The 25,569-nt window shown below is 70.9% G+C and carries 24 protein-coding genes, 1 tRNA gene and 1 pseudogene; 16 read left to right on the forward strand and 10 right to left on the reverse strand.

Annotated features, from left to right (window positions below):
- The first annotated feature begins 114 nt into the window (after positions 1–114).
- Positions 115–188: transfer RNA gene (locus ACWD6N_RS06545), tRNA-Ile, on the forward strand.
- A gap of 238 nt (positions 189–426) precedes the next feature.
- Here the strand turns inward: ACWD6N_RS06545 and ACWD6N_RS06550 are convergent.
- From ACWD6N_RS06550 to ACWD6N_RS06560, 3 genes are read right to left on the reverse strand one after another with little or no spacing between them, the layout of a single operon-like run.
- On the reverse strand, positions 427–1,326 hold the full coding sequence (locus tag ACWD6N_RS06550) for an aminoglycoside phosphotransferase family protein (RefSeq protein WP_354965520.1): 900 nt from the start codon (positions 1,324–1,326) through the stop codon (positions 427–429).
- 60 nt (positions 1,327–1,386) lie between these two features.
- The gene (locus tag ACWD6N_RS06555; protein WP_354965519.1) at positions 1,387–2,586 is read right to left on the reverse strand and encodes an MFS transporter; all 1,200 of its coding nucleotides are present in this window, start codon (positions 2,584–2,586) and stop codon (positions 1,387–1,389) included.
- A 33-nt stretch (positions 2,587–2,619) separates the two neighbouring features.
- Positions 2,620–3,411 (reverse strand): SDR family NAD(P)-dependent oxidoreductase, encoded by a 792-nt coding sequence (locus ACWD6N_RS06560; protein WP_354965518.1) that lies wholly within the window; start codon positions 3,409–3,411, stop codon positions 2,620–2,622.
- Between the two features lie 56 nt (positions 3,412–3,467).
- Between ACWD6N_RS06560 and ACWD6N_RS06565 the strand changes: the two genes are divergently transcribed.
- Both ACWD6N_RS06565 and ACWD6N_RS06570 read left to right on the forward strand, forming a co-directional pair.
- Positions 3,468–4,457, forward strand: a complete 990-nt coding sequence (locus ACWD6N_RS06565) for an ArsR/SmtB family transcription factor (protein WP_354965517.1) — start codon at positions 3,468–3,470, stop codon at positions 4,455–4,457.
- Positions 4,458–4,591: 134 nt separating this feature from the next.
- A complete protein-coding gene (locus ACWD6N_RS06570) occupies positions 4,592–5,032 on the forward strand; it encodes a hypothetical protein (protein ID WP_354965516.1) in 441 nt (146 codons plus the stop codon).
- Between the two features lie 142 nt (positions 5,033–5,174).
- Here the strand turns inward: ACWD6N_RS06570 and ACWD6N_RS06575 are convergent.
- Positions 5,175–5,426: pseudogene (locus ACWD6N_RS06575) on the reverse strand (helix-turn-helix domain-containing protein); the annotation flags it as partial.
- A 284-nt stretch (positions 5,427–5,710) separates the two neighbouring features.
- On the opposite strand from ACWD6N_RS06575, the gene ACWD6N_RS06580 reads away from it, so the two are divergent.
- The 9 genes from ACWD6N_RS06580 to ACWD6N_RS06620 all read left to right on the forward strand — a co-directional run bounded on the left by ACWD6N_RS06580 (position 5,711) and on the right by ACWD6N_RS06620 (position 18,371).
- Positions 5,711–6,091 carry an HD domain-containing protein gene (locus tag ACWD6N_RS06580; protein WP_354965515.1) on the forward strand — a complete coding sequence of 127 codons (381 nt, stop codon included), beginning with the start codon at positions 5,711–5,713 and terminating at the stop codon, positions 6,089–6,091.
- 20 nt (positions 6,092–6,111) lie between these two features.
- Entirely contained in the window at positions 6,112–6,309 is a 198-nt protein-coding gene (locus ACWD6N_RS06585) for a hypothetical protein (protein ID WP_354965514.1), read from the forward strand.
- Between the two features lie 276 nt (positions 6,310–6,585).
- On the forward strand, positions 6,586–7,590 hold the full coding sequence (locus ACWD6N_RS06590) for a multicopper oxidase domain-containing protein (RefSeq protein WP_354965513.1): 1,005 nt from the start codon (positions 6,586–6,588) through the stop codon (positions 7,588–7,590).
- 23 nt (positions 7,591–7,613) lie between these two features.
- Positions 7,614–11,552, forward strand: a complete 3,939-nt coding sequence (locus ACWD6N_RS06595) for a ThuA domain-containing protein (protein ID WP_354965512.1) — start codon at positions 7,614–7,616, stop codon at positions 11,550–11,552.
- A gap of 8 nt (positions 11,553–11,560) precedes the next feature.
- Entirely contained in the window at positions 11,561–13,087 is a 1,527-nt protein-coding gene (locus ACWD6N_RS06600; RefSeq protein ID WP_354965511.1) for an OmpL47-type beta-barrel domain-containing protein, read from the forward strand.
- 32 nt (positions 13,088–13,119) lie between these two features.
- Positions 13,120–14,100: a hypothetical protein gene (locus tag ACWD6N_RS06605; RefSeq protein ID WP_354965510.1), complete on the forward strand. Its 981-nt coding sequence runs from the start codon at positions 13,120–13,122 to the stop codon at positions 14,098–14,100.
- Positions 14,101–14,228: 128 nt separating this feature from the next.
- Positions 14,229–14,591, forward strand: a complete 363-nt coding sequence (locus ACWD6N_RS06610) for a hypothetical protein (RefSeq protein WP_354965509.1) — start codon at positions 14,229–14,231, stop codon at positions 14,589–14,591.
- 184 nt (positions 14,592–14,775) lie between these two features.
- Positions 14,776–15,570: a class I SAM-dependent methyltransferase gene (locus tag ACWD6N_RS06615; protein ID WP_354965508.1), complete on the forward strand. Its 795-nt coding sequence runs from the start codon at positions 14,776–14,778 to the stop codon at positions 15,568–15,570.
- Positions 15,571–15,713: 143 nt separating this feature from the next.
- Positions 15,714–18,371 (forward strand): LuxR C-terminal-related transcriptional regulator, encoded by a 2,658-nt coding sequence (locus ACWD6N_RS06620; protein ID WP_354965507.1) that lies wholly within the window; start codon positions 15,714–15,716, stop codon positions 18,369–18,371.
- Here the strand turns inward: ACWD6N_RS06620 and ACWD6N_RS06625 are convergent.
- The 3 genes from ACWD6N_RS06625 to ACWD6N_RS06635 all read right to left on the reverse strand — a co-directional run bounded on the left by ACWD6N_RS06625 (position 18,366) and on the right by ACWD6N_RS06635 (position 21,322).
- The gene (locus ACWD6N_RS06625; RefSeq protein WP_354965506.1) at positions 18,366–19,307 is read right to left on the reverse strand and encodes a GNAT family N-acetyltransferase; all 942 of its coding nucleotides are present in this window, start codon (positions 19,305–19,307) and stop codon (positions 18,366–18,368) included. The genes ACWD6N_RS06620 and ACWD6N_RS06625 overlap by 6 nt on opposite strands.
- 10 nt (positions 19,308–19,317) lie before the next feature.
- Entirely contained in the window at positions 19,318–19,887 is a 570-nt protein-coding gene (locus ACWD6N_RS06630) for a dihydrofolate reductase family protein (protein WP_354965505.1), read from the reverse strand.
- Positions 19,888–20,119: 232 nt separating this feature from the next.
- Complete coding sequence (locus tag ACWD6N_RS06635; RefSeq protein ID WP_354965504.1) at positions 20,120–21,322, reverse strand: hypothetical protein; 1,203 nt, start codon at positions 21,320–21,322, stop codon at positions 20,120–20,122.
- Positions 21,323–21,596: 274 nt separating this feature from the next.
- Here ACWD6N_RS06635 and ACWD6N_RS06640 point away from each other — a divergent pair, with 274 nt between their 5' ends.
- From ACWD6N_RS06640 to ACWD6N_RS06650, 3 genes are all read left to right on the forward strand, one after another.
- Entirely contained in the window at positions 21,597–21,728 is a 132-nt protein-coding gene (locus ACWD6N_RS06640; RefSeq protein ID WP_354965503.1) for a hypothetical protein, read from the forward strand.
- Positions 21,729–21,822: 94 nt separating this feature from the next.
- Positions 21,823–22,092 (forward strand): hypothetical protein, encoded by a 270-nt coding sequence (locus tag ACWD6N_RS06645; protein ID WP_354965502.1) that lies wholly within the window; start codon positions 21,823–21,825, stop codon positions 22,090–22,092.
- Positions 22,092–23,129: a hypothetical protein gene (locus ACWD6N_RS06650; RefSeq protein WP_354965501.1), complete on the forward strand. Its 1,038-nt coding sequence runs from the start codon at positions 22,092–22,094 to the stop codon at positions 23,127–23,129. The genes ACWD6N_RS06645 and ACWD6N_RS06650 overlap by 1 nt, the downstream gene beginning before the upstream one ends.
- A 49-nt stretch (positions 23,130–23,178) precedes the next feature.
- On the opposite strand, the gene ACWD6N_RS06655 is transcribed toward ACWD6N_RS06650, so the two are convergent.
- Both ACWD6N_RS06655 and ACWD6N_RS06660 read right to left on the reverse strand, forming a co-directional pair.
- Positions 23,179–23,709: an SRPBCC family protein gene (locus tag ACWD6N_RS06655; RefSeq protein WP_354965500.1), complete on the reverse strand. Its 531-nt coding sequence runs from the start codon at positions 23,707–23,709 to the stop codon at positions 23,179–23,181.
- Entirely contained in the window at positions 23,710–24,021 is a 312-nt protein-coding gene (locus ACWD6N_RS06660; protein ID WP_354965499.1) for an ArsR/SmtB family transcription factor, read from the reverse strand.
- Positions 24,022–24,119: 98 nt separating this feature from the next.
- On the opposite strand from ACWD6N_RS06660, the gene ACWD6N_RS06665 reads away from it, so the two are divergent.
- Complete coding sequence (locus tag ACWD6N_RS06665) at positions 24,120–25,049, forward strand: LLM class F420-dependent oxidoreductase (protein ID WP_354965498.1); 930 nt, start codon at positions 24,120–24,122, stop codon at positions 25,047–25,049.
- A 6-nt stretch (positions 25,050–25,055) separates the two neighbouring features.
- Here ACWD6N_RS06665 and ACWD6N_RS06670 read toward each other — a convergent pair whose 3' ends face one another.
- On the reverse strand, positions 25,056–25,493 hold the full coding sequence (locus ACWD6N_RS06670) for a hypothetical protein (protein WP_354965497.1): 438 nt from the start codon (positions 25,491–25,493) through the stop codon (positions 25,056–25,058).
- Positions 25,494–25,569 lie beyond the last annotated feature (76 nt).

Genomic DNA, 25,569 nt, shown 5'->3' on the forward strand with positions numbered 1-25,569 from the left:
GTCGGCAGCGCGCTGTTATATTCCTGTAGCCCATCGTGCTACTGCGGGCGTGGGCGCCGGCCGGCTCGATGCTGGCCGTCGACGACTGGGCGGGATAAGATCCGGCACGGTGTCGGGGCGGTAGCTCAGCCGGTTAGAGCAGGGGACTCATAATCCCTCGGTCGCGGGTTCGAGTCCCGCCCGCCCCACTCCATGACGTGATCTCGCTGCCTACTTGCGCTTCTGCGGTTCGCGTGACCGGAGGGCGCGTCCAGTAGGCGGCGGTGCGCGAACCACAGGGACGGCCGCATGCTGCGGTAGGCCGCCGCTCGGTGGATACGGGCCCGGCGAGGTTCCGCGCTCTGTCTGCGTGTTACTTGCGGCTATCCGGCGCGGGCCGACGCGGCGGTATTTGCTGGCTGCGACGACGCGTTCGGGCGTGCCGGCTCAGGCTGATGGCGGGTCGGCAATGATGCGCGCGAGAGTGCGTCGGCCCATCCGACTCATGGTGGCGTTGGTCTGGTGGTAGTACCAAACCACCCCCATCGCCTGCTGGAAGGCCCACGCTTTGCCGCGCTCCCATTCGAGATCGTCGCAGCCGAGTTGCTGCCGAAGCGCCTGACGTGGCCCGCTTTCCAGCAGGTGCCAGGCACTTACGAGGTCAAGGGCAGGGTCGGCCGGCCCCAGTCCGCCCACGTCGAGAACCCCGGCCAGCCGCCCGTCGGAGACGAGGACGTTTCCCGGAATGAGATCACCATGGTTCATCCTGTCCGGGGCCTCGCCCCGCGGCAGTTCCCGCATGACCTCCCAGATCCGGCGGAGCAGCGGGACGTCCAGCAGCGTCTCGCTGTGCCCGAAGCAGGTTTCCATCCACCCGTCGTGCGCTGCTAGCTCGCCACCGCGACCCTGGCCTGTGAACGTGCGTCCCCGTGCGTCGATGGCTCGCACGCCACTGACGAACTCGGCCAGATCGAGCGCGAACGCGAACGAGTCACCTGGGTCCTGGTCGGTGGCTACGACACCGGGTACCCACGTCTGTACCGACCATGGAAGCGGGTAGCCGACGCCGGGTTCACCGATGGCGACCGGCTCGGGGGTGGGAAATCGCGTACGACCCACCAGTTCTCGGGCCGCTTCCGCTTCGCATTCCAGCCAGCGCCGCGCCGCCTCGACCTCACGAGGCTGAAGGGGGAACCGGGCCGTGAACCGTTCCCCGATACGGAAGATGGCATTGACCGTTCCCTGCGAAGCGACGCGCCCGACAGGCAGGCTCCGCCACTCGGGGAACTGCGCGTCCACCAGCTCACGCACCATCTCGAGCGAAACGGCGAGCTGGTCATCGTGCATAGGTGCATCCGGCGACAGGGGTGGGCGGTGGGTACAGGCTGGCAAGTCAACCATCCTTGGTCAGGCGTTCTGGGCAGCGACCGTGGTTCGAGTGTGGCCGGTGGCGGGGGTCGACGTCAGGTAGCGGGCAAGAGCTGTCACGGCGAGGAGCGTCAACACCGTGCATACACCCAGCCACCCGAAGTGGGCGTAGGCGCGGGCCCCCAGCCAGGAGCCGAGGCTGCCGCCGAGGTAGGCGCAGGTCATGTAGGCGGTGTTGAGTCTGCTCCGGGCTTCGGGCCCCAGGGCGTAGATGCGTACCTGGTTGGCGACCATGCCGGACTGCATTCCGACGTCGAGCAGCAACGTGCCGAGCGCCAGTGCCGCGAGGCCCCCCGCCCCGCCGAGACTGGCGAACGCGAGGACGGCGGCCGAGGCGATGATCCCGAGCAGGCAGGCCAGGTTCACCGCGTCGCTGCCCCGCCGGTCCACCTGCCGTCCGGCGACCGGGGTGCACAGCATTGTCGCCGCATTGACCAGTGCGAGCATCCCGACCGCCGGTGCGCCCAGGCCGTACGTCGGACCGGTCAGCAGCAGCGCGACGGCGGTCCAGACCGCCGAGAAACCGGCGAAGATCGTCGCCTGGTAGAAGCAGGAGCGGCGCAGGTCGGCCTCGGTGCGCAGCAGGCGCAGCGGCTCGGCCAGCAGCGCCGGATATCGGTGCCCGGACGGCGGTTGTGTTGTCGGCAGCACGCGGGCCATGACCACCGCGATGAGCAGCACGGATGCCGCCGCCGTCAGGTAGGGGGCCCGCCATCCCCACCAGTCGCCGATGGTGCCCGCGACGGTGCGGGACAGCAGCATGCCACCGATCGAGCCGCTCAGCAGCGTGCCACTGACCATGCCGCGCTGCTCTTCGGCAACGAGGCCGGCTGCCATGGGGCCGATGATCGGCGCGACCACGGTCGTGACCCCGACGAGGGCGCTCGCGCCGACGAGCGGCGGCAGCGCCGGCGCGGCGCACGCGGCGAGCAGCCCCAGCCCGCTGAGGCCGAGCAGGGTGACGATCAGCGGGCGGTGCGGGAGCCGGTCGCCGAGCGGCACCAGCAGGAAGATCCCGGCGGCATAGCCGAGCTGCACCGCGGTCACCACCAGCGCGGCCGAGTCAGCGCTGACGTGCAGGCTGGCGGCGACCAGCGGGCTGATCGTCTGGGGGAAGTAGATGTTTCCGACGGCGACCCCGCAGGTGAGGGCGAGGAGCACCAGCAGCCTGCGACTCATTTGCGAACCGCCTGTCCGAAAGCGTCGATCACGTCAGTCCACCGGCCCGCCGGCGACGTAGATGACCTGGCCGGAGACGAACCCGGCTTCGGGGCTGACCAGGTACGACGCGGTGTGCGCGATGTCCTCGGGCTGGCCGACCCGGCGCACCGGGATGGTCTGCGCCACGATCCGCTGGTGCTCCTCGAAGCTGCGGCCACGCCGCTGGGCCGCGACCCTGGTCATGTCACTGACGACGAAGCCCGGCCCGATGGCGTTCGCCGTCACGCCATGCTGCCCGAGCCGCAGCGCGAGCGACTTGGTGAAGCCGATCAGACCGGCCTTCGCGGCGGCGTAGTCGACCCGGCCGGAATCGCCGAGCGCGGAGATGCTCGACATGTTGACGATCCGTCCCCAGCCGGCGGCGATCATGTAGGGGGTCACGGCCCGAGTGAGGAAGAACGCCCCGCGCAGGCTGACCCCGACGACCGCGTCCCACTGCTGGGTGCTCGTCTCCTCGACGCCGGCGTTGGGGCCGCCGATGCCGGCGTTGTTGATCAGCACCGTCGGTGATCCCAACTCAGCGGCGATCCGGGCGACAGTGGCGGCCACGGCCGCCTCGTCGTTGACGTCGGCGGCGAACGCCGCGGCTGTTCCGCCTTCGCGGGTGATGGCGTCCACGGTGTCGGCGCAGTCTTCCTGGCTCAGGTCGACCACGGCGACCGCGAGGCCGTCGCGCGCCAGACGCTTGGCCACCCCGGCGCCGATGCCGCGTGCCGCACCCGTGACGATCGCCGTACGCTGCCGATCGGCCTGCTGGCCGGGGATGTTGATCTGGTGTGTCATGGCTGAAAGTCCACGGCACCCGGCGTCGGCTGCCAACCGATGTAGCGTATAGCTTAATGATCAGCTTTCTGCTCGGCGTCGAAGACCTCGTCGACACCCGCTTCACAATCTCACCGATCCATCAGGCCGTGCTCAGCCTGCGGGTGCTACGCGAGCCCGGCCTGTACGCGCTGCACCTACCCTGGCGCAGATCGGTACTCGGTAGGCTCGATGCGCCCGACGCCAACCTGCTGACGTCCTTGGTTGGGCCAGACCGTGGCCTTCCCGACTTCCTGACGCCCCGGCCGACCGAGTTCGCCGCGACCTTCGAAGAAGAGTTGGCCGCAGTGCGCCGGACACCTCCGGACGTCGTACGCCGCGATGTGCTCGCCGTGTACCTCCGTGGTCGGCTGCCGTCCGTTCTGCGGGAGATCACCGCAAACGACGATGAGCCGGTGCTCGCGCTTCGCGACACCATCTGCGACCACCTGCACCGCTACTGGGAGGCAGCGATCAAGCCGACCTGGCCGCAGATGCGACTCGTCCTGGAAGCAGACATGACCTATCGCGCCAGACAACTGGCCGTAGGAGGCGCGCGCCTGCTCTTCGCAGACATGCACCCGAACCTGCGCTGGCACGACGGGGTCCTGCACATCGACAAGATGATCGGCAGGCACCGCGTCGCGGTATCGGGTCGTGGACTGCTGCTGGTGCCGTGCATCTTCTCGTACAAACCCTCCCCACCGGTCAGTCCGGACGAGCCGCCAATGCTGGCATACCCCTGCCGAGGAGTAGCAACGCTCTGGGCGCCGGCACCGACCGCCGACGCGACTGCCCTCGCCTCGCTCCTCGGCGCATCCAGGGCACGACTGCTCCACCTTCTTGCCGAGCCGCTACCGACGGTGGAGATCGCTCGACGGCTCGCCGTGACACCCAGCGCCGTGTCGCAACACCTGCAAGTCCTCCACGCGACCGGTCTGGTCACTCGCGCACGCGACGGACGGCATGTGCTGTATCGGCGCACCCCTCTTGGCGATCAATTGGCTGGCTGGTCGGCGGCGCGGTGATCCTAGGGTCAAGGCGCCACCCCTGATGTGATCATGTCCACCAGTCACGTGAGACCACTTGCCTACGCACCGGAGAAATCGCCACAACAGGTCCCTGAGCCCGCCTGCTGCGCGAAGGTGATCTACTGGCCGGCGTGGGCAGCTCGTACCTGGACTACCGCGGATCTGGTTTCTGGGTCCGCGACTTTCAGGCGGAAGTGTGGCTGTACCTCCTGGCGCAGGAGGCCAAGAAAATCCCCGCAGCTCCCGTATGGCTCGTTGACGCCCAAGACGACTGGGAGACGCAGGCCACAGCCGGCTTCATGGGATGCGTGTCGTCCTACCTGGACGATCATCTCGGAACGCAGCCCGATCGCGCCGCGCTTGTGCTCGACCTGTCTGAGCGCGTCCTCCGGCGACTGCACGCCTGGTCTCCGGCCATCCCGAAGGATCTCGTGAACTCCTTTGGCGCCGGGGGTGAGCAGGAGTCGTTCACCTCGGACCTGCCTACCGGCCCGCTGCTGGCATGCGGCCACGCCTTCATCAGCCTGCTTCGTGGAGAGTTTCCACTCGGTCACGACGGGTGGGCACGTTGAGATCCGTTGGGTAGCCGGACGCGGGCTATCAAGACAGATGTCCGTCCGCTTCCTCACCGTGTGCAGTCGGAATCCAGTCCGCAAAGGTCGAGGGGCGGCGGGGGAGTGATGTGAGATGCTCCTGCCGGCGTTCGACCCGCCTTCACGCGGCCGGTCTGCGTCGGAACTGCCGGCGGTACTCCGACGGTGTGACGCCTGTGGTGGACACGAACAGCGTTCGGAACGTCGCGGCGTCGGCGTACCCGACCTGGGCGGTGATCTCGTGGATGCTGCGCTCCGACGTCTCCAGCAGCCGTTTCGCGGCGCTCACGCGGGCGGCCTGCAGGTAGGCCAACGGCGAGCTGCCGGTCGCGGACGCGAAGCGGCGCAGCAGCGTGCGAGTGCTCACGTGGAAGGCGGCCGCGAGAGCCGGGAGGTCGTACCGGTCGGCGAGATGCGCGCGTAACCACGCGCACGATCAGCGCCGTCGACTGCACGTCGATGAGCGGGTAACGCCGTGCGAGTTCCGGCGCGAACAGCCAGGACGTGGTCGCGGCGTGACCATTGAGCAGGCCCGCCTCGGCGAGCACGAACGTGCCACCGCACACAGCCGACAGTTGTGTGTCCACCAGGCCACGCAGGTAGTAGGTGGCGATCCGGCCACTCGTGGTGCGTCGCTGGATCATGAAGAGTCAGGCCATGACGATCACACCGATCTTCTCGCGCGTCCCCGACACGCGCCTCAGCGCCGCGGCGACCGATCTGCTCATCGCGTCATCTCCGGCCACGCTGGTGAACCACTGCTTGCGTACGTACCATTTCGGGCTCGCGATGGCCGACCGCGACGGCCTCGACCCGGACCTCGAGTTGCTGTTCATCGGTGCCGCTCTGCACGACCTCGGGCTCACCGAACGCTACGACGGGCCGGCGCCGTTCGAGGAGATCGGCGCGGACGCCGCCGCCGAATTCCTGCTGTCGCAGGGCGTCGACGCGACGCGCGCCGACCTGGTGGCCGAGCGATCCGCCTGCACGTGCGCGCGCAGACCGCGACGGATCCACGGCCCGAGGTCGCACTCCTGAGCATCGGCGCGGCAGTCGACGTGTTCGGACTTCGCCTGGACCTGATCCCCCCGGACATCACCCGGCGAATCATCGAGGAACATCCACGGCTCGGCTTCGCCGCCGCGATCACCGCGATCGTGGCCGGCCAGCCGGCCCGCAAGCCCGACAGCGCACTGGCCCGACTCGACCGCGCAGGCGGCGCCCAACTGCTCGCGGCGGCCCTGTTCTCCGACTGACAGTCGTGGCCTGCTCGGGCTGCCGATCCCCCGGGCCGGCCCCGTCGAGGACAAAACCCCTGCTCAGGCAGCGGAAACCGTTGTCGGCGGCCGCCTTTCCATCGAAGGATCTTTACTTTCGTCAGATCGGTACATAGATTGATGTCATCAGTCGAAAGTTCTGAGTCTTCCGAGCAAAGTCGCGACGACTCATGAGCTCGCGGGGCCGTCCCTCCTGTCTCGACGGTCGCCGCACCCTGCCCTGTCGCGGCTGTGCCCGGTCGAGAACGGAGTCCCATGGACGACCATCCCGTCGGCTTCCCCCGCCACCTGTCCCGCAGATCCCTGATGACCACCGGAGTGCTGGCCGCCGGAGCGGTCGGCGTGACCGCGTCCACGGTCGGCGTCCCCTTCAGCGGTAGTCCGGCCCAGGCCGTCGCCGGCGTCACCAAGAAGGTCACCATCTACGCCGAGCAGTTGCCCGGCGGGCTGTTCGGCTACGGCCTGGCACCCGGCCAGGCCACCGTGCCCGGGCCGGTGCTGGAGATCTACGAGGGTGACACGCTGGAGATCACCCTGGTCAACACCACCAGCCAGCGGCTGTCCATCCACCCGCACGGGGTGGACTACAGCACCGACTCGGATGGCAGCCCGCTCAACGCCTCGTTCAACAATCCCGGCGAGACCCGGACGTACGTGTGGCGTTCGCGGGAGATGTTCCTCGCGTCCGGCCGGCGGTTCATGCCGGGCAGCGCCGGCTACTGGCACTACCACGATCACGCCATGGGCACCGACCACGGCACCGCCGGGGTGGCCAAGGGGCTGTACGGCGCGCTGGTCGTGCGGCGCCGCGGCGACATCCTGCCGGAGAAGCAGTTCACGGTCGTGTTCAACGACATGATGATCAACAACCGGATGGCGCCGGACACCCCGATGTTCGAGGCGAACCTGGGCCAGCGGGTGGAGTGGCTCGCAATCGGGCACGGCGGGACCTTCCATACCTTCCACCTGCACGCGCACCGCTGGGCGGACAACCGCACCGGGATGCTCGAGGGCCCGGCCGACCCCAGCCTCGTGATCGACAACAAGGACCTCAACCCGGGCAGCTCGTTCGGGTTCCAGGTGCTGGCCGGGGAGGGCGTCGGGCCCGGCGCGTGGATGTACCACTGCCACGTGCAGTCCCACTCCGACGGCGGCATGGCCGGGATCTTCCTGGTGCGCAACGCGGACGGCAGCATGCCGCCGGGCGCCGAGGAGGCCATCCACAGATTTCAGGGCCACACCCACACGCACGGCAGCTGAGTGAATCGAGAGTGGGGATGGGGATGACACGAAAACTACGACGAACCCTGGCCGCGGCGGCGGTCATCGCGACGCTGTTGCCGGGCACGGCGGCAGCGGCAGCCGCACCGAAGGAAGCACCCGCGTCCAAGGCGGCGCAGGAGAACAAGACAGCGGTCCTCGTCTTCCACGGGCCGGTGGCCGAGCAGCAGGACCCGGTTTCGCGCGCCGCGGAGGCGATCAGAGATCTTGGCGCCGGTCATGACATCGATGTCACGACCACCACGGACCCCGCCGTCTTCACCACGGCCGGGCTGTCCGCGTACCGCAGCGTGGTTTTTCTCTCCGCGACCGGCGCCGCGCTCAACCGTGACCAGGAAGCGGCGCTGCAGAGCTACATGAAGGCCGGCGGCGGGTTCGTCGGCATCGCCGACGCGGCCCGCGCGCAGGTCGACTCCGCCTGGTTCACCGGTCTGATCGGCACCCGCCCGGCGGGCGCCATCCCGGTGGCCGAGCCGGTGGCCCGGGTGACCGCCAGCGGCGAGAACCCGCCGAACGAGACGAAGGAGAAGCTGACCGACGGCGACTCCGGCACGAAGTGGCTCGTCCGCACCCCGACGGCATGGGTGGCGTACGAGTTGAGCGCCGCCAAGCGGATCACCGGGTACGCGCTGACGTCGGCGAACGACTCTTCCGGCCGCGACCCGAAGGACTGGACCCTGCAGGGCTCGGCGGACGGCCAGAGCTGGTCCGACCTGGACCGACGCACTGGCCGGACCTTCCCGGAGCGGTTCCAGACCCGGCGGTTCGACATCGCCACCCCGCAGGAGTTCAAGCACTTCCGGCTGAACATCACCGCGAACAGCGGTGAACCGCTGACCCAGCTCGCCGACCTGCGCCTGTTCACCGGCAGCACAGCTCCACCGGAGCCACCGGCGGTGAACCGGGCGGTCGTCAACATCCTGGACCGCAACCACCCGGCGACGGCGTCGCTGCCGATGACGCTCACCCGGTCGGACCGGTGGGAGAACTGGGACCCGAACCCGATCGGCACGGTGCACACCGTCGCCCAGGTCGAGGAGCGCCACTACAACGCCGGACCGGGCGCCAACGGGCCGTTCCACCCGGTGTCCTGGTGCCGGGACTACGACGGCGGTCGGTCGTTCTACACCGGCATGGGCCACACCGAGGGCAGCTACGGCGAGGCGGCGTTCCGCACGCACCTGACCGGGGCACTCAAGTGGACCACCGGCCTGGAGCGCGGTGACTGCCAGGCGACGATCGCCGCGAACTACAAGGTCGAGCGGCTCACCGCGGCCAACCAGACCGGGCAACTGGACCAGATCGGCGAGCCGCACGGGCTGACCATCGCCCCGGACGGCACGGTGTTCTACGTCGGCAAGGCGGCCTGCCCGAGCGGCCCCGTCGCGGACTGGAACAACCCGAACGTCGGCCTGGGCTGCGGCACCATCCACTCGTGGGACCCGCGCACCAAGCAGGCCAAACTGCTCACGACCCTCGAGGTGATGGGTAACCGGGGCAGCGGCTCCGAGCTGGTGAAGAACGAGGAGGGTCTGCTCGGCATCGTGCCCGACCCCACGTTCGCCGAGAACGGTTGGCTCTACGTCTACTGGATGCCGCACGAGTCGGTCGACCGGGTCAAGCGGGTCGGGCAGCGGACCATCTCCCGGTTCACCTACGACCGCGAGACCCAGACCATCGACCAGGCCACCCGCAAGGACCTGCTGCAGTTCCCGGTGCAGATCCACAGCTGCTGCCACGCCGGTGGCGGCATGGCGTTCGACGCCAAGGGCAACCTGTACGTGGGGTCCGGCGACAACAACTCCTCCGAGGGCTCGCAGGGCTACTCCGGCAACAACTGGACCCAGGAGTACCAGGGGATCTCGTTCCAGGACGCCCGCCGCACCTCGGGCAACACCAACGACCTCGCCGGCAAGATCATCCGGATCCACCCGGAGGCGGACGGCACGTACACCATCCCGGAGGGCAACCTGTTCCCACCGGGCACCGAGAAGACCCGACCGGAGATCTACGTGATGGGCGTGCGGAACATCGCCCGCCTCCAGGTCGACCCGAAGCACCAGTGGCTGACCGCCGGCTGGGTGGGGCCCGACGCCTCGTCGCCCAGCCCGACGTTGGGCCCGGCCAAGTACGAGACCGCGACCATCATCACCTCGGCCGGCAACCATGGCTGGCCGTACTGCATGGGCAACCGGCAGCCGTACCGGGACCGCAGCAGCACCGACGCGACCGTGCTGACCGGCTGGTACGACTGCGACAACCTGAAGAACGAGTCGCCGCGCAACACCGGCCTGGTGGACATCCCGCCGGCCCGGGACAACATGATCTGGTACTCCCCGGACGGCGGCGGTCCGGTGTTCCCGGAGCGGACCGACGGCAGCGGGCTCCCGACCTACGTCGCCGCCGACGCCACCTACACCCAGCCGTACCTCCGCGGCGGCGGTCAGGCCATCATGTCCGGTCCGACCTACCACCGCGATCTGGTCGACACGACCAGCGGCGTGGCGTGGCCGGCGCACTGGGACGGCAAGTGGCTCATCGGTGACCAGTCGAACCCGAACAACCGCGTCGCGGTCACCGTCGACCCGGCTGGCGTACCCACCGCGGCCCCGCCGGTGTTCGCCGAGTCGCTGCGGGCCATCATCCCGGGCGGCAACGGCGATGCTCGACTGCAGAGCTGGATGGACGCCAAGTTCGGCCCGGACGGCGCGCTCTACCTGCTGGACTACGGAGGCGGCTTCTTCAGCCTGCACCCCAACCAGAAGCTCATCCGGATCACCTACACCGGCGGCGCACCCACCCCGGCACCGGCCGCCAGCTCGGTCGCCGTTCAGAACAAGCCGCTGACCATGGCCTTCAACGGGTCCCGCTCCGGCGGGGTCAGCTACCGGTGGGAGTTCGGCGACGGCGCCACGTCGACCGAGGCGAACCCTCGGCACACGTACGCCCGGGTCGGCACCTACACGGCGAAGCTGACCGTCAAATACGCCGACGGTGAGACGGCGACGGTGCAGACCACGGTCACGGTGGGCTGCGCAGTGCCGGACAACCGGGCCACGGTGTGGCTCGGGGACACGGACACCAAGGTGCCTAGCCGCACGGTCGGGCAGGGCTGCACCAGCAACGACCTGATCGACGACGAGAGCACCTGGGCCGACCACAACAGCTTCGTCCGGCACGTGACCGCGGTGACCGACACGCTCCAGGACGACGGCCTGCTCACCGCCCGCGAAGCCGGCACGCTGACCCGCCTGGCTGCCGCGTCCGAGATCGGCCGGGATGGTCGCACCGGGTACGAGCCGCTCTTCGACGGCACCGCCGAGTCGCTGCTCGGCTGGCAGCAGGCGCCGTCCGGATCGTTCGGCATCCAGCCGGACGGCTCGCTGCGGTCCAGTGGTGGCCTGGGCATGCTCTGGCACACCAGGGAACTCGCCGACTTCTCGCTGAAGGTGCAGTTCCGCGACATCGCGCCCGGTACCGGCCGGGCCAACACCGGCGTCTTCACCCGGTTCCCGGACCCGCGGATCCCGCTGGAGCAACGCCCACCGGGCAGCTGCGGCACCGTCGGATCGGCCCGAACCTCGCAGGCGTGGGTGGCGATCTACTGCGGCCACGAGATCCAGATCTACGACGGTGAGACCGGCGAGCCGCAGAAGACCGGCTCGGTCTACAACTTCGATCCGGTGCCGCTCGCCCAGGCCGGCGTCACCCCGAAGGACCAGTGGAACGACTACGAGATCCGCGTGGTCGGGCAGCACTACACGATGATCCGCAACGGTGTGGTGATCAACGAGTTCGACAACACGCCGGGCAAGCAGTCCTCCCGCGCGGGTGACCCGCCGACCGATCTGCGGCAGTTCCTCAGCGGCTTCATCGGGCTCCAGAACCACGGCGACAACGATCTGATCGAGTTCCGCAACATCCGCGTGCGCGAGCTCTAGGAGGATCCATGATCCGACGACTGACGGCCGCGCTGGCGGCGCTCCTGCTCACGGTGACCCCGTTGGCCGGTGCGCCCGCCTCCGCCGCCCCGCGCGTCGCGGAACAGGTGCTGACCTGGACCGCCGACGACGACATCACCCGCTACAAGTCCGCGCCCACCCAGGCGGTGGCCGGAGCGACCACGATCATCTGGGAGAACAGCGCGGCCACCGGCAACACCACCGGGATGCCGCACACGCTGACCTTCGACACCACCACCGACGGCTACAACCACGACGTCACGCTCAACATCCTGGCCAACCCGTTCGACGTGAACGACGGGCGGCACCAGGCGACGGTGACCCTGACCCCGGGCAGGTACCGCTACTTCTGCTCCATCCCCGGCCACAGCCAGATGGTCGGCGAACTGGTGGTCACCGACGGCGGCGGAGGCGGCGACACCACGCCGCCGGCAGTCTCCGCCACGGTGGCCGGCGACCGCGACCAGGACGGCAACTACATCGGTACGGCCACGGTGACCGTCACGGCCACCGACGCCGCATCGGGCGTGGAAACCGTCGAGTACCAGGTCGATGACACGAGCTTCCTGCCGTACACGCAGCCCGTGCCGGTCACCGCCGTTGGCGACCACTCGGTGCAGTTCCGCGCCACCGACCAGGCGGGCAACACGAGCGAGGTCGGCTCGGTGTCGTTCCGGATCGTCGAGCCGAGCGATGAGGACACCACCCCACCGGTGGTGACGGCCGACCTGGCCGGCGATCGGGACGACGACGGCAACTACATCGGTACGGCCACCGCCACGCTGGCCGCCACCGACGCGGATTCGGGTGTCGCCTCGATCGAGTACTCGTTGGACGGGGCCGCCTTCACCGCGTACTCCCAACCGATCGTGGTCGCCGAGGCCGGCATGCACATGCTGCACTACCGCGCGACCGACGTGGCCGGGAACACGTCGGCCGAACAGATGGCCCACTTCACCGTCGTCGAGCCGCAGGCCGAGGACAGCACCCCGCCCACGGTGTCCGCCACGGTCACCGGCGAGCAGGACGACGACGGCGCGTACGTCGGCCGTGCGACGGTGACCATCACGGCGACCGACGACGACTCAGGTGTCGCCTCGATCGAGTACGCGGTCGACACCGCCGCCTGGACCCCGTACGCCGGACCGGTCTCCGTCCGTACCACCGGGGCGCACACCCTGCGCTACCGGGCGACGGACGTCGCCGGGAACGCCTCCGCCGAGCGGTCGGCGACGTTCACGGTGGTCGCGGACGGCACCGACGCCTGCCCCGACTCGGACACCCGGGCCAGAGTGATCATCGACGGCGACGACACCGGCGTCGCCAACGTCGACACCGGCGACGGCTGCACCATCAACGATCTGATCGACGAAGGCGCCGCCTACGACGGGCACGCCGCTTTCGTCCGGCACGTCGAAGCGGTCACCGCGACCCTGGTGGCCGGCGGCACCCTCACCCTGCGGCAGCAGGGCGCCATCGTCCGGGCCGCAGCCCGATCGGACGTCGGCGCATGAGTCACCGAACCTCATCGACAGGGAGTACAGCGATGCCCAGACGTACCGTCGCCAAGCTGGCCACCGTGAGCGCCGTCATCACCGCCTCGGTGCTGGCGGTGGCGCCCAGCGCGCACGCCGACCTGGTCACCCACTGCATCGGCACCGGTGGTGCGGTGACGGTGCCCAACGACCTGTACGTGCCGGCCGGCGAGTCCTGCGCGCTCACCGGCACCACGATCACCGGAAACGTCACCGTCGCCGCCGGCGGCAACCTGGTCGTCACCGGTGGCAACGTCAGCGGCGAGGTACGCGTCGCCGCGGACGGATACCTGGACGCCACCGACACGACGATCGTCGGCCAGGTGGTGCTGGCCGCCGGCGGTTACGGCGCCTTCCTGAGGGACGCCCGGACCGGCAACGTGACGGTGCGGCCGAAGGGGGCCGCGACCATCGACAGCTTCCTGTTCGTGGAGCAGTCCACAATCGTCGGTACCGTCAACGCCGGCGCCGGTGAGGTCCGGCTCGACCGCGGCACCCAGGTGGAACGCAACCTCACCACCACCGGCACGTACTACACCGATGTGCACGACTCGTTCGTCGACGGCACGCTGTCGGTGCTGAACAGCGCCACCGGCAGCGTCGTGTGTGGCAGTGCGGTCCGGGGCCGGGCCACCTTCTCCGGGAACCTGGGTGGGGTGCAGGTGGGCCCCAACGGCACCCTCGACAGCTGCGCCTCCGGCGGCTACTGGGGCCGGGACGTCAGCATCACCAACACCACCGGCGGCGTCACCGTCGACGACAACATCATCGACGGCACGTTGACCGTGACGTCCAACAACCCGGCTGCCCAGGTGGCCGCGAACAACCGGATCCGCGGCGGCGTGACCGGTGACCAGGCGGTTGCCACCACCTCCCGGTCGGCCCGGTCCGCGGCCGTCGCGGACCGGGAGGACGCCGGAGCGCAGCGGGCGGAGGCCCGCCGTACCTCCGCTTACCAGGAGGCCGCCGCGGCCGGTGCGGCGCGTCTCTAGGTAGTTCCCCGCGCGGGGTCACGGGCTGTCCGGCCCGTGGCCCCGCGCGGCTGCCTTGTTCGCGTGGCCATTGCGGGCCTGGACATGGGCCGTGCCGCGATCGTCGTCGAACGGACCGACGGGGGTCGGTGCAGACACCGCTGCAGCGCGGCGACCTCTTCCGCCCGTTCACGTTCCGGCCCGAACTGGGCCGGTTGGCCACCTGGCCGGAGCACTACGACGAGATCCTGGCGACACTGCAGGCACATCTTCGTGAGGCGCGCCGCCGGGGGCAGGCGCCCGGCACCGGGCGACCAGCGCAGCCTTCCTCCGCCTCCGGTGCCCGGCCGACGTCCACATCCGCCGGAGCCCGCTGGACAGGCGCGTCCCCCGGTCGGCAAACCTCCGACAAGCGGCGCGACATCCATGCGCTCACCCGGCAACACCAGCGGGGCGCGCTCACCGACGCCGAGTTCGCCGCGAAACTCGCCAAGATCCACGAGAGGGGCTGACGCGACGCCCGGCATGGTCCTTCGATGAGCGATATACCTCAGGGGCATATTTATGCCTCAGAGGTATATCGCTCACAACAGCGACCGCTCGGAGGGGGCGGCCGCGACGAGATCGCGTCGCTGGTCAGGATCGCCGACGCATCGGCGGGTCATTGGGCGACCGCAGCTGTCGTATCGTTCCGGCATGGCGCAGCCGGTGTGGGCGGACGGTGACGCGTACGAGGCGTACGTGGGCCGGTGGAGCCGCCCGGTCGCGGCCGATTTCCTGCGCGGGCTGGACGTACCGCCCGGGAGGCACTGGCTGGACGTGGGCTGCGGCACGGGCGCGTTGACCTCGACGATCCTCGCCGACGCCGACCCCGTCCGGGTGATCGGAGTGGACCGGTCGGCCGGGTTCGTCGCCAGCGCGCATGCCCGGGTCGCCGGTGGTCGGGCAACCTTCCAGGTCGGGGACGCCCGCGCGTTGCCGCTGTCCGACCCGGCCGTGGACGTGGTGGTCAGCGGTCTGGCGCTCAACTTCGTGCCGGAGCCGGCGCGGGCGGTGGCCGAGTTCGCCCGGGTGGTCCGACCGGCGGGTGCGGTGGCGGCCTACGTCTGGGACTACGCCGACGGCATGGCGATGATGCGCCACTTCTGGGCGGCCGCCGCGCAGCTCGACCCGGTCGCGGCGGGGCTGGACGAGGGGCACCGCTTCACGGTGTGCCAGCCCGACGCCCTCCGGGAGCTGTGGGTGGACGCCGGTCTGGGGCAGGTGTCGGTCCGGCCGGTCGAGGTGCCCACCACCTTCACCGACCTGGCCGACTACTGGACGCCGTTCCTCGGCGGGCAGGGCGCCGCTCCGACGTACGTGACGACGCTGGCCGACCCGGCCCGCGCGGCCCTGCGGGACCTGCTGGCCGCCCGGCTGCCGGTGGAGCCCGACGGCTCGATCCGGCTCACGGCACGCGCCTGGGCGGTCCGGGGCACCGCGCCGCAGTGACGGCCCCTGCCGGGGGTCCGTTCTCCGCCGGGCACATTGCTGAGCTAGATTCAGGTGCCTCGAAGAGGCACCTGACCTGCGGCTGCACCGCTTCGCGTTGCCGGCACGACGGCCGGTGGGATCGGTGACGACGGGGGTACGTGGTGCAGGGCCGGGCGGCGGAACGCGACCGGATCGACCGGATGCTGGGTGACGCCCGGGCCGGCGCGAGCAGTGTTCTGCTGATCCACGGTGACGCCGGCATCGGCAAGACAGCCCTGCTGGACTACGCCGCCGCTCGCGCGTCCGACATGCGGGTGCTGCGAGTCGACGGCCTGGAATCGGAGACCGAGCTGGCCTTCGCCGGCCTGCACCAGCTGTTCCTGCCGGCCATGGACCTCGTCGACCAGCTGCCCGGCCCGCAGGCCCGGGCCCTGCGTGCCGTCTTCGGGCTCACCGACGACACGGTGCGCGACCGGTTCGTCATCGGCCTGGCCGTGCTCAGCATGCTGTCCGAGGTCGCCGGCGAGGGAACGCTGCTCTGCCTGGTCGACGACGTGCAGTGGCTCGACCGGGCGTCGGTCGACGCGTTGGCGTTCGCCGCCCGCCGGTTGCAGGCCGAGGGCGTCGTGCTGATCTTCGCCGCCCGGGAGGCCGCCGGCGTGGCCGGGGTCGGCGGGATTCCCGCGCTGCACCTCGCGGGACTCGACCCGGAGGCGGCCGCGGCGTTGGTCGTGGACCTGTCGCCGTACGTGCGCCAGCGGATCATGGAGGAGGCGCAGGGCAACCCGCTCGCGCTGCGGGAACTCTCCGCCGCGTTGACACCGACACAGCGCGCCGGTCAGCTCAGCCCGTTGACGCTTTCCGCACCGTCGAACCGGGTGCAGGACGCCTTCCTGGATCAGATCCGCCGGCTCCCCGAGGCCACCCGGGCCCTGCTGCTGACGGCCGCCGCGGACGACACCGGAACACTCGACCTGATCCTGCGGGCCGCGACTGCAACGATCGATGACCTGGCGCCGGCCGAGCGCACCGGCCTCATCGTGCTGACCGGCGACACGCTGCGCTTCCGGCATCCGCTGATCCGGTACGCGGCGTACCAGGGCAGCCCGTTCGCCGACCGGGTCGCCGCCCACCGGGCGCTGGCGGCCGCGCTCGTCGCGCCCGAGCACGCGCATCGGCGCGCCTGGCAGCTGGCCGCCGCAGCCACCGGGCCGGACGAGCGGGTCGCCGACGAGTTGGAGCGGGTCGCGATCTGGGCCGGCGGCCGGCAGGCGCTCGCGTCGGCGTCCGCGGCGTACGAGCGGGCGGCCCAGCTCACGGCCGAGCCGGAAGGCCAGGCCCGCCGGTTCATCGCCGCCGCACAGGTCGCCGCCGACGCTGGCCAGGACGAGCGGGGCGGCCGGCTCGCGGCGATGGTCGAGGCGGCGCCGCAGGACCCGGGCCTGGCGGCGGACCTGGCGCGGGTCCGGGCGGTGGTGGAGCTGGGGTACGGCAGCCCCGACGTCGCCGGCCGGATGCTGCTCGACTGCGCCGACCAGATCGGCGCCCAGCGGCCTGACAAACTCCCCGCGCTGCTGGTGGACGCTCTGCACGCCGCCTTCTCCTCGGGAAACGCGGAGCTGATCGCGGCGGCCGCGGAACAAGCCCCCTCCGAGCCGGTGCTGGCCGTGCCGGCCCGCCTGCTCGCCGACGACGTGCCCGGTGCCCTGCGCGCGCTCCGATCGCTCGTGGCGGCGCGCGGCCGAACCGACACCGGGTTCATGGACCGGCTGATGACCGGGATCTACTGCCACCTGGCCGCCGATGACGAGATCGCGTACGAGATCGCGGCCGAGGCGGTCGAGCACTGCCGGGACAACGGCATGGGCGGGTGGCTGCCCACCGCACTGCACCTGCTCGCCCGGGTGGAGCTGACCCTCGGGCGGCTCGACGACGCGTCCGCGCACGCCGCCGAGGGGATGCGGCTGGCAGAGGGGTACGACCTGCGCCACCGAGCCGCCCACGTGCGTGCCGTCCTGGCGGTCCTGGCGGCCGTACGGGGCGAGGAGGAGCAGACCGGGCGGTTGGCGGGCGACGCGATGGCGTACACGCAGCCGCGCGGCGTCGGCCGGGCAACGGCGGACGCCCTGTGGGCGCTGGGCCTGCTCGACCTGGGCCTCGGCCGCGCGGACGTGGCGCTGCAACGGTTCGAGGCGGCGCGAGTGGCCTCGGGTCACCGGTTGTTCGGCGCGTTCCTGCTGCCCGATCTCGTCGAAGCGGCAGTACGCGCCGGTCGACCCGAGCGGGCCGCCGAACCGGCGCGTCTGCTCGACGAGTGGGCCGAGGCCACCGGCCGTCGGGCGCTCGCCGCGCTGGCCCACCGCTGCCGTGCCCTGACCACGCCGGACGCCGAGGCGGAGCAGCACTTCGCCTCGGCCGTCCGGCTGCACGGCGACGGCAGCGCCTTCGATCAGGCCCGCACCGGGCTGCTCTACGGGGAGTGGCTGCGCCGCGCGCGCCGGAAACTCGAAGCGCGCGGCCACCTGCGGGACGCTCTCGACACCTTCGCGGCGCTCGGCGCCGAGCCGTGGGCCCGGCGGGCCGGGGCCGAGTTGCGGGCCAGCGGCGAGGTGGCGGAGCCCTCCCTGGGCGGACCGCTCAGCCGGCTGAGCCCCCAGGAACGCGAGGTGGTCCGGTTGGCCGCGACGGGCGCGACCAACCGGGAGATCGCCACGCAACTGTTCCTGAGCCCACGCACCGTGGGGCACCACCTCTACCGGGCGTTTCCCAAGCTCGGTGTCACCTCGCGCACCGACCTCGCCTCGATGCTCTCGTCATGACTCGGGCGCGGAGTAGAGCAATCGGATCTGCGCGACCCGGTAACCGGCGCGCGCGAACGCAGCGGCCATCGGCACGTTCGTCGTGTCGGTGGTGGCCGTGATCAGCTCGGCCCCCTGCTCGGCGTGGAACCGGGTGATCTCGGCGAGCACGTCGTCGATGTAGCGACGCCCGCGCAGCTCGGGGACGACGCCCAGGTAGCCGACGTTGCGGTTGTACGGCGTCGCGGACGGAATCGCCAGCCCGGCGAGCGTCCCATCGGTCGTGTGGACCAGCCGCCACCACGCCCGCTCGCCCGGGCAGTCCAGGTAGAAGTCCATCTCCTCCCGGGCGGTGACCTCCGGGCTCTTGACCGCCAGGTTCCGGCGGGTCTCCCTGTCCAGGCTGCCCACCGCGATCCGGCGGAACACGTCGAGGAACTCGTCGTCGGAGCCCTCGGAGAAGACGAGCCTGCCGCTGGAGGTGGGCACACCAACCTCGGGCGTCCACTCCAGCCGCAGCCGCTCCACCTCGTCGGTCAGCCCGACCGCGAGCGCCGCGTCCCGCCGCCACGCCACCGCCGCCGCGACGGGCTCATCGTCCCGCCAGTCGTTGGGCAGGGTCAGGTTGTACAGCGGAGGCTTCGGCGCGCCGTCCCGCGCGAACGCCCGCAGGCCCGCGGTGAGCAGACCGACCGCGACCCCCGTAGGGTCGGCGACCGACGCGTCGACGTGCAGGCAGTCCAGGGCGACCGGGTGGGCGCTGGACGCCTGCCCCCACCACAGCGCGCGGCCGACCACCCGCTGCTCGTCCTCGGCGATCCAGGTCCACTCCGGCCGGTACATGCCCTGACCCAGTTCGTCGAGGTAGCGGTCAGCGTCGATCGTGCTGACCCCGTCGTCGATGGGAAAGCCGGTGACCCGGTCGAGGTCGGCCTCGGTGGTGGCGCGGAACAGCATCGGTCCTCTTTCAGTGCTTGACATAGGTGGAGATGGTCGTGCCGGTGTTGAACACCCGGGAGTCACGCAATGCGAAGCTCGCCACGGCGAAGGGCGCCCGGAACAGGGGAATGCCGGAGCCGAGGACGACCGGGTACCGCTTGATGACCAGTTCGTCGATCTCGTCCACGAGTTGGCCGGCGAGCGTCGCCCCGCCGCAGAGCCAGATGCCCATCCCGTCCTGGCGCTTGAGCGCGCGGACGAACTCCGCCGGCTCGTCGGCAACGATCTGCACCGACGGATCGCGCTGGTCGAGGGTCCGGGAGAACACGTACTGCCGCAGGTGGGCGTACGGGCTCGTGACGCCGATGGCCAGGGCAGGTTCGTAGGTTGCGCGGCCCATGAGGACCGTGTCGAACGTGGTGTTCGCCGCCGCGGCGATCCCAAGCGGCTCCCGCGCGTGGGTTGGCAGGGTCTCGGAATAGTCGGCCAGGATGGCCGCGGCCAGATCCCCCTCGAACGCGAAGAAGTCGGACCCGCCGTCCGGCGCGGCGATGAACCCGTCCAGGCTGGTGGCGATGTAGTACGTCAGTTTGCGCACGTCAGATGCTGCTCCTTGAAGATGATGTTGACAGCTGGAACGCTAGTCGGCTCACCGGCGGCCGGCATCGGTAGCAGCGACGTAACGTGACCGAACGGCCTGGTCGTCGCGTACAGCGGTACCGCCCTCGACGTCCTGTTCGGCCAGGATGACCCGGAGCACGCCGTTCGGCGCCGACGACCTCAGCGGGGGAGCTGGTGACCGTGGTGTGGAGCGCGGTCGGGGTGGATCGTCACTGGTCGACGACCGCCGCGATGGCGGCGCGCTGTGGCCACGTCTCGTCGGTCATGCAGTCGGTGAGGCAGGAGAGGCAGAAGGCCAGCGGCCAGGAGGCGCTGTGCCGGTTCTCGGTCGGTAACAGGGTCAGTGGTGCGTCCGGGTCCCACTCGGAGGTGGGTGGCACGTGGACGGCCAGCACCTCACCGACGTACGGCCGTTCGGCCCACCGGACGGTCCGGCGCAGCACCTGCTCGGCGGTGACCTTGAGCAGGGTCACCGTGCAGAACTCGGGAGTGCCGCCGCGGCTCATCCACCGGCCGTAACCGAGGACGCCACTCTCGGCGATCTCGTTCGGTTCGAGGTGACACTCCTCGCGCAGCTCCCGCAGCGCGCCGCCGATGACGACCTCCTGCAGGCTCGGCGCGGTGGGCGTCGCCGACGCGTCCTGCGGTTCCAGGGAACCGGAGCCGGAGGGGGCGATGAGCCCCGGGCTGCCTACGTTGTCCCGGGTCTGCGCGACGAGCAGCAGCTGCCCGTCGATGGTGAACGCCAGGGTGGAGACCCCCACGACGTTGGCCAGCCGGCTGTCGGCGAACCCCCGCAACCGGCCGCGATGGTCGAGGATGAGGTCTCGCCCGCGCAGCGCCAAAGTGTCCCGGCCGGCCTCGTAGACGTCGTAGGCGGCGAGCAGGTTGCTGCAGAAGAAGTCGAAGTACCGCGCGGGCCGTAGCGTGACCACCCGGTCGTCGGTGCCGGTCGGCAGGTCGGCGGCGAGGCCCAGCACTGCGGCGTTGTGCATGGCCGCGGTGCGGGCGTGCCGGGCCAGGAAGTCGAACGACCAGCGTCGGAGGTCCCGACCGAGCAGGTAGCTCGTCGGCGTCACCTCGCAGCGGATCCGTAGGTTGCGCAGCCGGGCACTCTCGGCGATCCGGACGACGCCGGTGCTGTGGGCGTTCTCCAGCACCCGCTTGGGGTCGGTGGCCTGCTCGGCGATGTCCCGGTAATCGTCGCCGTCGCGCGGGTGGAAGCGGAACTGCCGGGCCCGTCGGCGGTTGCCGCAGATCTCCATCGCCGAGACGAGCGCGCCGGCGGTGGCCGCCGCGACGCTGAGCGCCAGCGGTGGGTTGTGCACGGCGGTCGCCACGCTCAGGGCCGCCAGGCCGACGCCAGCGGTGGTCAGGCGGTACCGCCACAGGCCCTGACGCCAGATGCTCATCGTCGTGGTGACTCTTCTCGCCGTCTTGAGCACTCGGCACCTTTTCCGGTCGCGCCTGACGGAGACGACCGCATGGTATCCGCAGCGGAAACCCGCACAATCCAGCCGAGTTGCCGTCCAAGCTTGCGAATGTGTCCGCTGAACCCCGGCACGCCGCGCCGGAGCGCCGGACAGCCGCCCTGGTCACGGCCAGGGTCCGTCGGTAGGCGCGTCCCGGGCGCTGTCGCATACCGGACAAGACGGTAAAGCCCCTGGTAGAGCACTGTTGGGGCAGGTGGAGAGGCTGCGGATGGCGGGCCACATCCCAGTCCTCCGGCCCGGCGGGGACAGCACCGTCCGCACCGGCGCCGCCTTCACCCAGCCCGGCCTCGCCGCCGTGGCGGACACGGCACAGCCGCCGGCCTGACCACGCGTACGGCCATCGCCCATCGGGACAGGGTCGTCTACACCCCGGCAGCATGGCGACGGCCCGGCGACCGAAGCAGAGAGAGGGCCCCGACATGGCCGCTCCCGCCGCGATCGCAGCCCTGAGCGCATCCGCCTACTCGCCGGGTGACCAGATGCTGCTGACCGTCACCTACTCCGACACCGACACGAAACCGCTGACCGTCACCATCGTGGTCACCGACGCCCAGGGCAACAGCAGCGCTCCCGTCAAGGTCACCGCGGTCATCGACCCGCTCACCCTGACCGTCACCGACGACTCCGGACGTACCTGGACGCGGGTCTCCGACAACGGCTCGGTCGCCGTGTACCGGGGGGTGGCGTGATGCCCCGGGTCACCGTGCAGGTCCGCGACGCCGCCGGACACACCGCGACCGCCACCGCCGACTACGCCCTGAACCAGCCGGTGCTCGGTGGCTACTACCTCTCCGGCGGGGCCGACCCCACCGCCGACATGGCCGGCGGCAACTTCCGCTCGCTCACCCAGTACCGCAGCTTCGCCGACGGCTACATCTTCCCCGGCTACAACCGGCCCTGGCTGACCAACCTGGGCAAGGCCGGGGTAAAGATCAACATGGTTCTGGAGTTGAAGCACTACGGCGCCCCGAACGCCGGGCCGCAGAGCTTCACCGTGGACGGCACCAGCTACACCGTGCCGGGGCCGTCGATGATCATCCAGCAGCGCCCCGGCACCACCTGGCCGAAAGCGTACGGGTACGGCCAGGTGCTCAACGGCCAGTGCGACGGGTTGCTCCACCGCGCACTGGCGCAGTACCGCACGCTCGGGTTCGCGGTGAACATCCAGCTCGCCTCGGAGCTGGACACGGACCACGAGTTCGGCACGACCGAGGGCAGCAAGGCGTACACCTGGGCCGAGTCGGACGCCCGCGCGGTGCAGGCGACGAACTACATCCTCACCTGGTTCAAGGCACGGACGCTGCCCGCCGGCACGACGTTCTCAATCGGCCTCGGCGGCTTCGACCGGGCCTGCTTCCAGCGCACCCACCCGGAGGCACTGATGTCCCGGCTGGACTTCCTCCAGTGGAACGTCTACGCCACCAACGCCAACGACACCGCGCTGTCCCGGTTCCGTCGCACGAAGGACTGGGCGGTGGCGGACCTCGGGCCGGTGGCGCTGTCCCGGCCCGTGATCATCGCGGAGTGGGGAGTGCGGTCGGCCGAGATCCCGAACCAACCGGCCTGGATCGCCACCGTCCCGGCGGCCGTCGCCAAGCTCAACGCCGAGCGTGGACCCCGGATCGTGCGGACCAACTACTTCAACTCCGGGTGGGGCACCCTGTCGCCGAAAGCGGCCGGGTTGGCCGCCCTCCGGACCGCGTACGCCACCCGCCCGTACGTCTGACCGGGCCGGAGTTCGTACCGGCTCGGTGGCAGGCGACAGCGTCGCCGGGTCAGCCCTTGTCGAGCCGGCCGGCGTACGTGTCGCGCAGCTCGGGCCAGCCGAAGTCGAGGGCCTCGGCCCCCCGGATCGGGCCGACCGGGTCGCCGTCGAGCAGCCGGTCGGCCACGTCGAGGCAGAGGTGCCAGCCGGCCGCGACCATCGGCAGCATTCCCGGGTCGGCGGCGGTGTGCCGCAGGGTGAGTCGGGTGCCGGTGCCCAGCGGGCTCAGCTCCCAGCGCAGCAGGTCGTCGCCCCAGGTGTACTCGAGCAGGTGCGGCGGCTCGGCCCGACGGACCGTCGCCGAGGCCGGGATGGCGGTTTCGCCGTCGACCATGGTGAGCACGGCGGCGCCGGGGACGCCGAGGTCCCGGTCGGCGAGGAAGGGCGCCCACTCGGCGAGCTGTGCCGGGTCGGTCAGCGCCGCCCAGACGGTGGCCGGCGGGTGCCGCAGGTCGCGGACGAAGACCAGCGTGGCGCCGCCGTCTGCGGGCTCGGCGCGCACCTCGCCAGGTGGGCTCGGGTGGAAGGCGTTGCGGTCCATTCACTGCTCCTGACTGTCGAGGTGTCGTTCCAGGGCGTCCAGGTGCCGGTTCCACAGCCGGCGGTACGGGTCCAGCCATCCGTCGACCGCTCGCAGCGGGCCCGGGTCGAGGCGGTAGATGCGTCGCCGAGCGGCGATCCGGCAGGAGACGAAGCCGGCCTCGCGGAGCACCCGCAGGTGCTTCGAGACGGCCGGTTGGCTGACCCCGAGGCTGTCCACCAGCTCGCCGACGCTGCGCTCCGCGTCGCGGAGCTGGTCGAGGATCCGGCGCCGGGTGGGCTCGGCGAGGACGGTGAAGACGTCGGCGGACACCACCTCAATATGCCCCAGTGGTTATATGACTGTCAAAGCATATGAGCGGCGCCCGCCGTACCGGAGCGGCACCGGGCCCGGCTTCCTATGCTCGGGGCATGGAATTGCGGATCTTCACCGAACCCCAGCAGGGCGCCAGCTACGACCAGTTGCTCGCCGTGGCACGCTGCGCCGAGGACGCCGGCTACGGTGCGTTCTTCCGGTCCGACCACTACCTCATGATGGGCGAGGTGACCGGTGATCCCGGCCCCACCGACGCCTGGACCACCCTCGCCGGCCTGGCCCGGGACACCAGCCGGATCCGGCTCGGCACCCTGATGACGGCTGCCACCTTCCGGCTGCCCGGCCCGCTGGCGATCACCGTGGCGCAGGTCGACCAGATGAGCGGCGGCCGGGTGGAGCTGGGCATCGGCACCGGCTGGTACGCCGACGAGCACACCGCGTACGGCATCCCGTTCCCCGCCCTGGCCGAGCGGTTCGACCGGCTGGAGGAGCAGCTCGAGGTCATCACCGGGCTCTGGGCCACGCCGCCGGGGGAGCGGTTCGACCACGCCGGCCGGTACTACCCGATCAGTGACTCGCCCGCCATGCCCAAGCCGGTTCAGCAGCCCCGCCCGCCGATCCTGCTCGGCGGGATGGGTCCGAAGCGGACCCCCCGGCTGGCCGCCCGCTACGCCGACGAGTTCAACCTGCCGTTCGCGTCGACGGCCGACACGGCGGCGCAGTTCGACCGGGTCCGCGCGGCGTGCGCCGAGATCGGTCGGGACCCGGCCGAGTTGGTCTGGTCCAACGCCCTGGTGGTCTGCTGTGGCCGGGACGACGCCGAGGTGGCCCGCCGGGCCGCCGCCATCGGCCGCGACCCGGACGAGCTGCGGGCCAACGGCGTGGCCGGCACGCCCGCCGAGGTCCTCGACACCATCGGCCGGTACGCGGAGATCGGCAGCCAGCGGATCTACCTCCAGGTGCTGGACCTCAGCGACCTGGAGCACCTCGAGCTGGTCGCCAGCGAGGTGATGGCGAAGCTCTGAGCCCGCTCACGAGCCTCGGTGAGCCCCGCCGCCCGTCCCGATCATGCCCGGGTCGCGCAGCACGGTGTCCAGCCGGCCGTCCCGATCGCTGTCCACATAGGTGACGTCGGCTACTCCGTCGCCGTCCAGGTCGACCTGGACGATGTCGGCGACGCCGTCGCCGTCGAGATCGGTGGCCACCTCCACTGAACCGTCCAGATGCCGGGTCACGATCGACCGCGGCTCGGCGCCGGGGGCGCGTGGCGGAGGCCCGGGCGCCGGCACCGGCGTCGGTGCTGGCGCGGGTGCCGGTGTCGGGCGGGGCCCGGGCGTGGGTGCCGGATGGCTCTGCGACCGGGCGCCCGGCGGGGCGCTGGCCGGCTCGACACCACTGCCGGTCGGGTCCAGCTCCTCCTCCGAGGGGAACACGTCGCCCCGCGGGGCTGGATCACGGTAACTGCTCATGGGCGTAGGGTTCCCCGACGATGGCGAGAACAACCGTGCCCGATCGTCCGGTGTCCTTGGCTCCCGGTCTGTCGGA

The organism is Micromonospora sp. NPDC005163 (genome assembly GCF_053599835.1).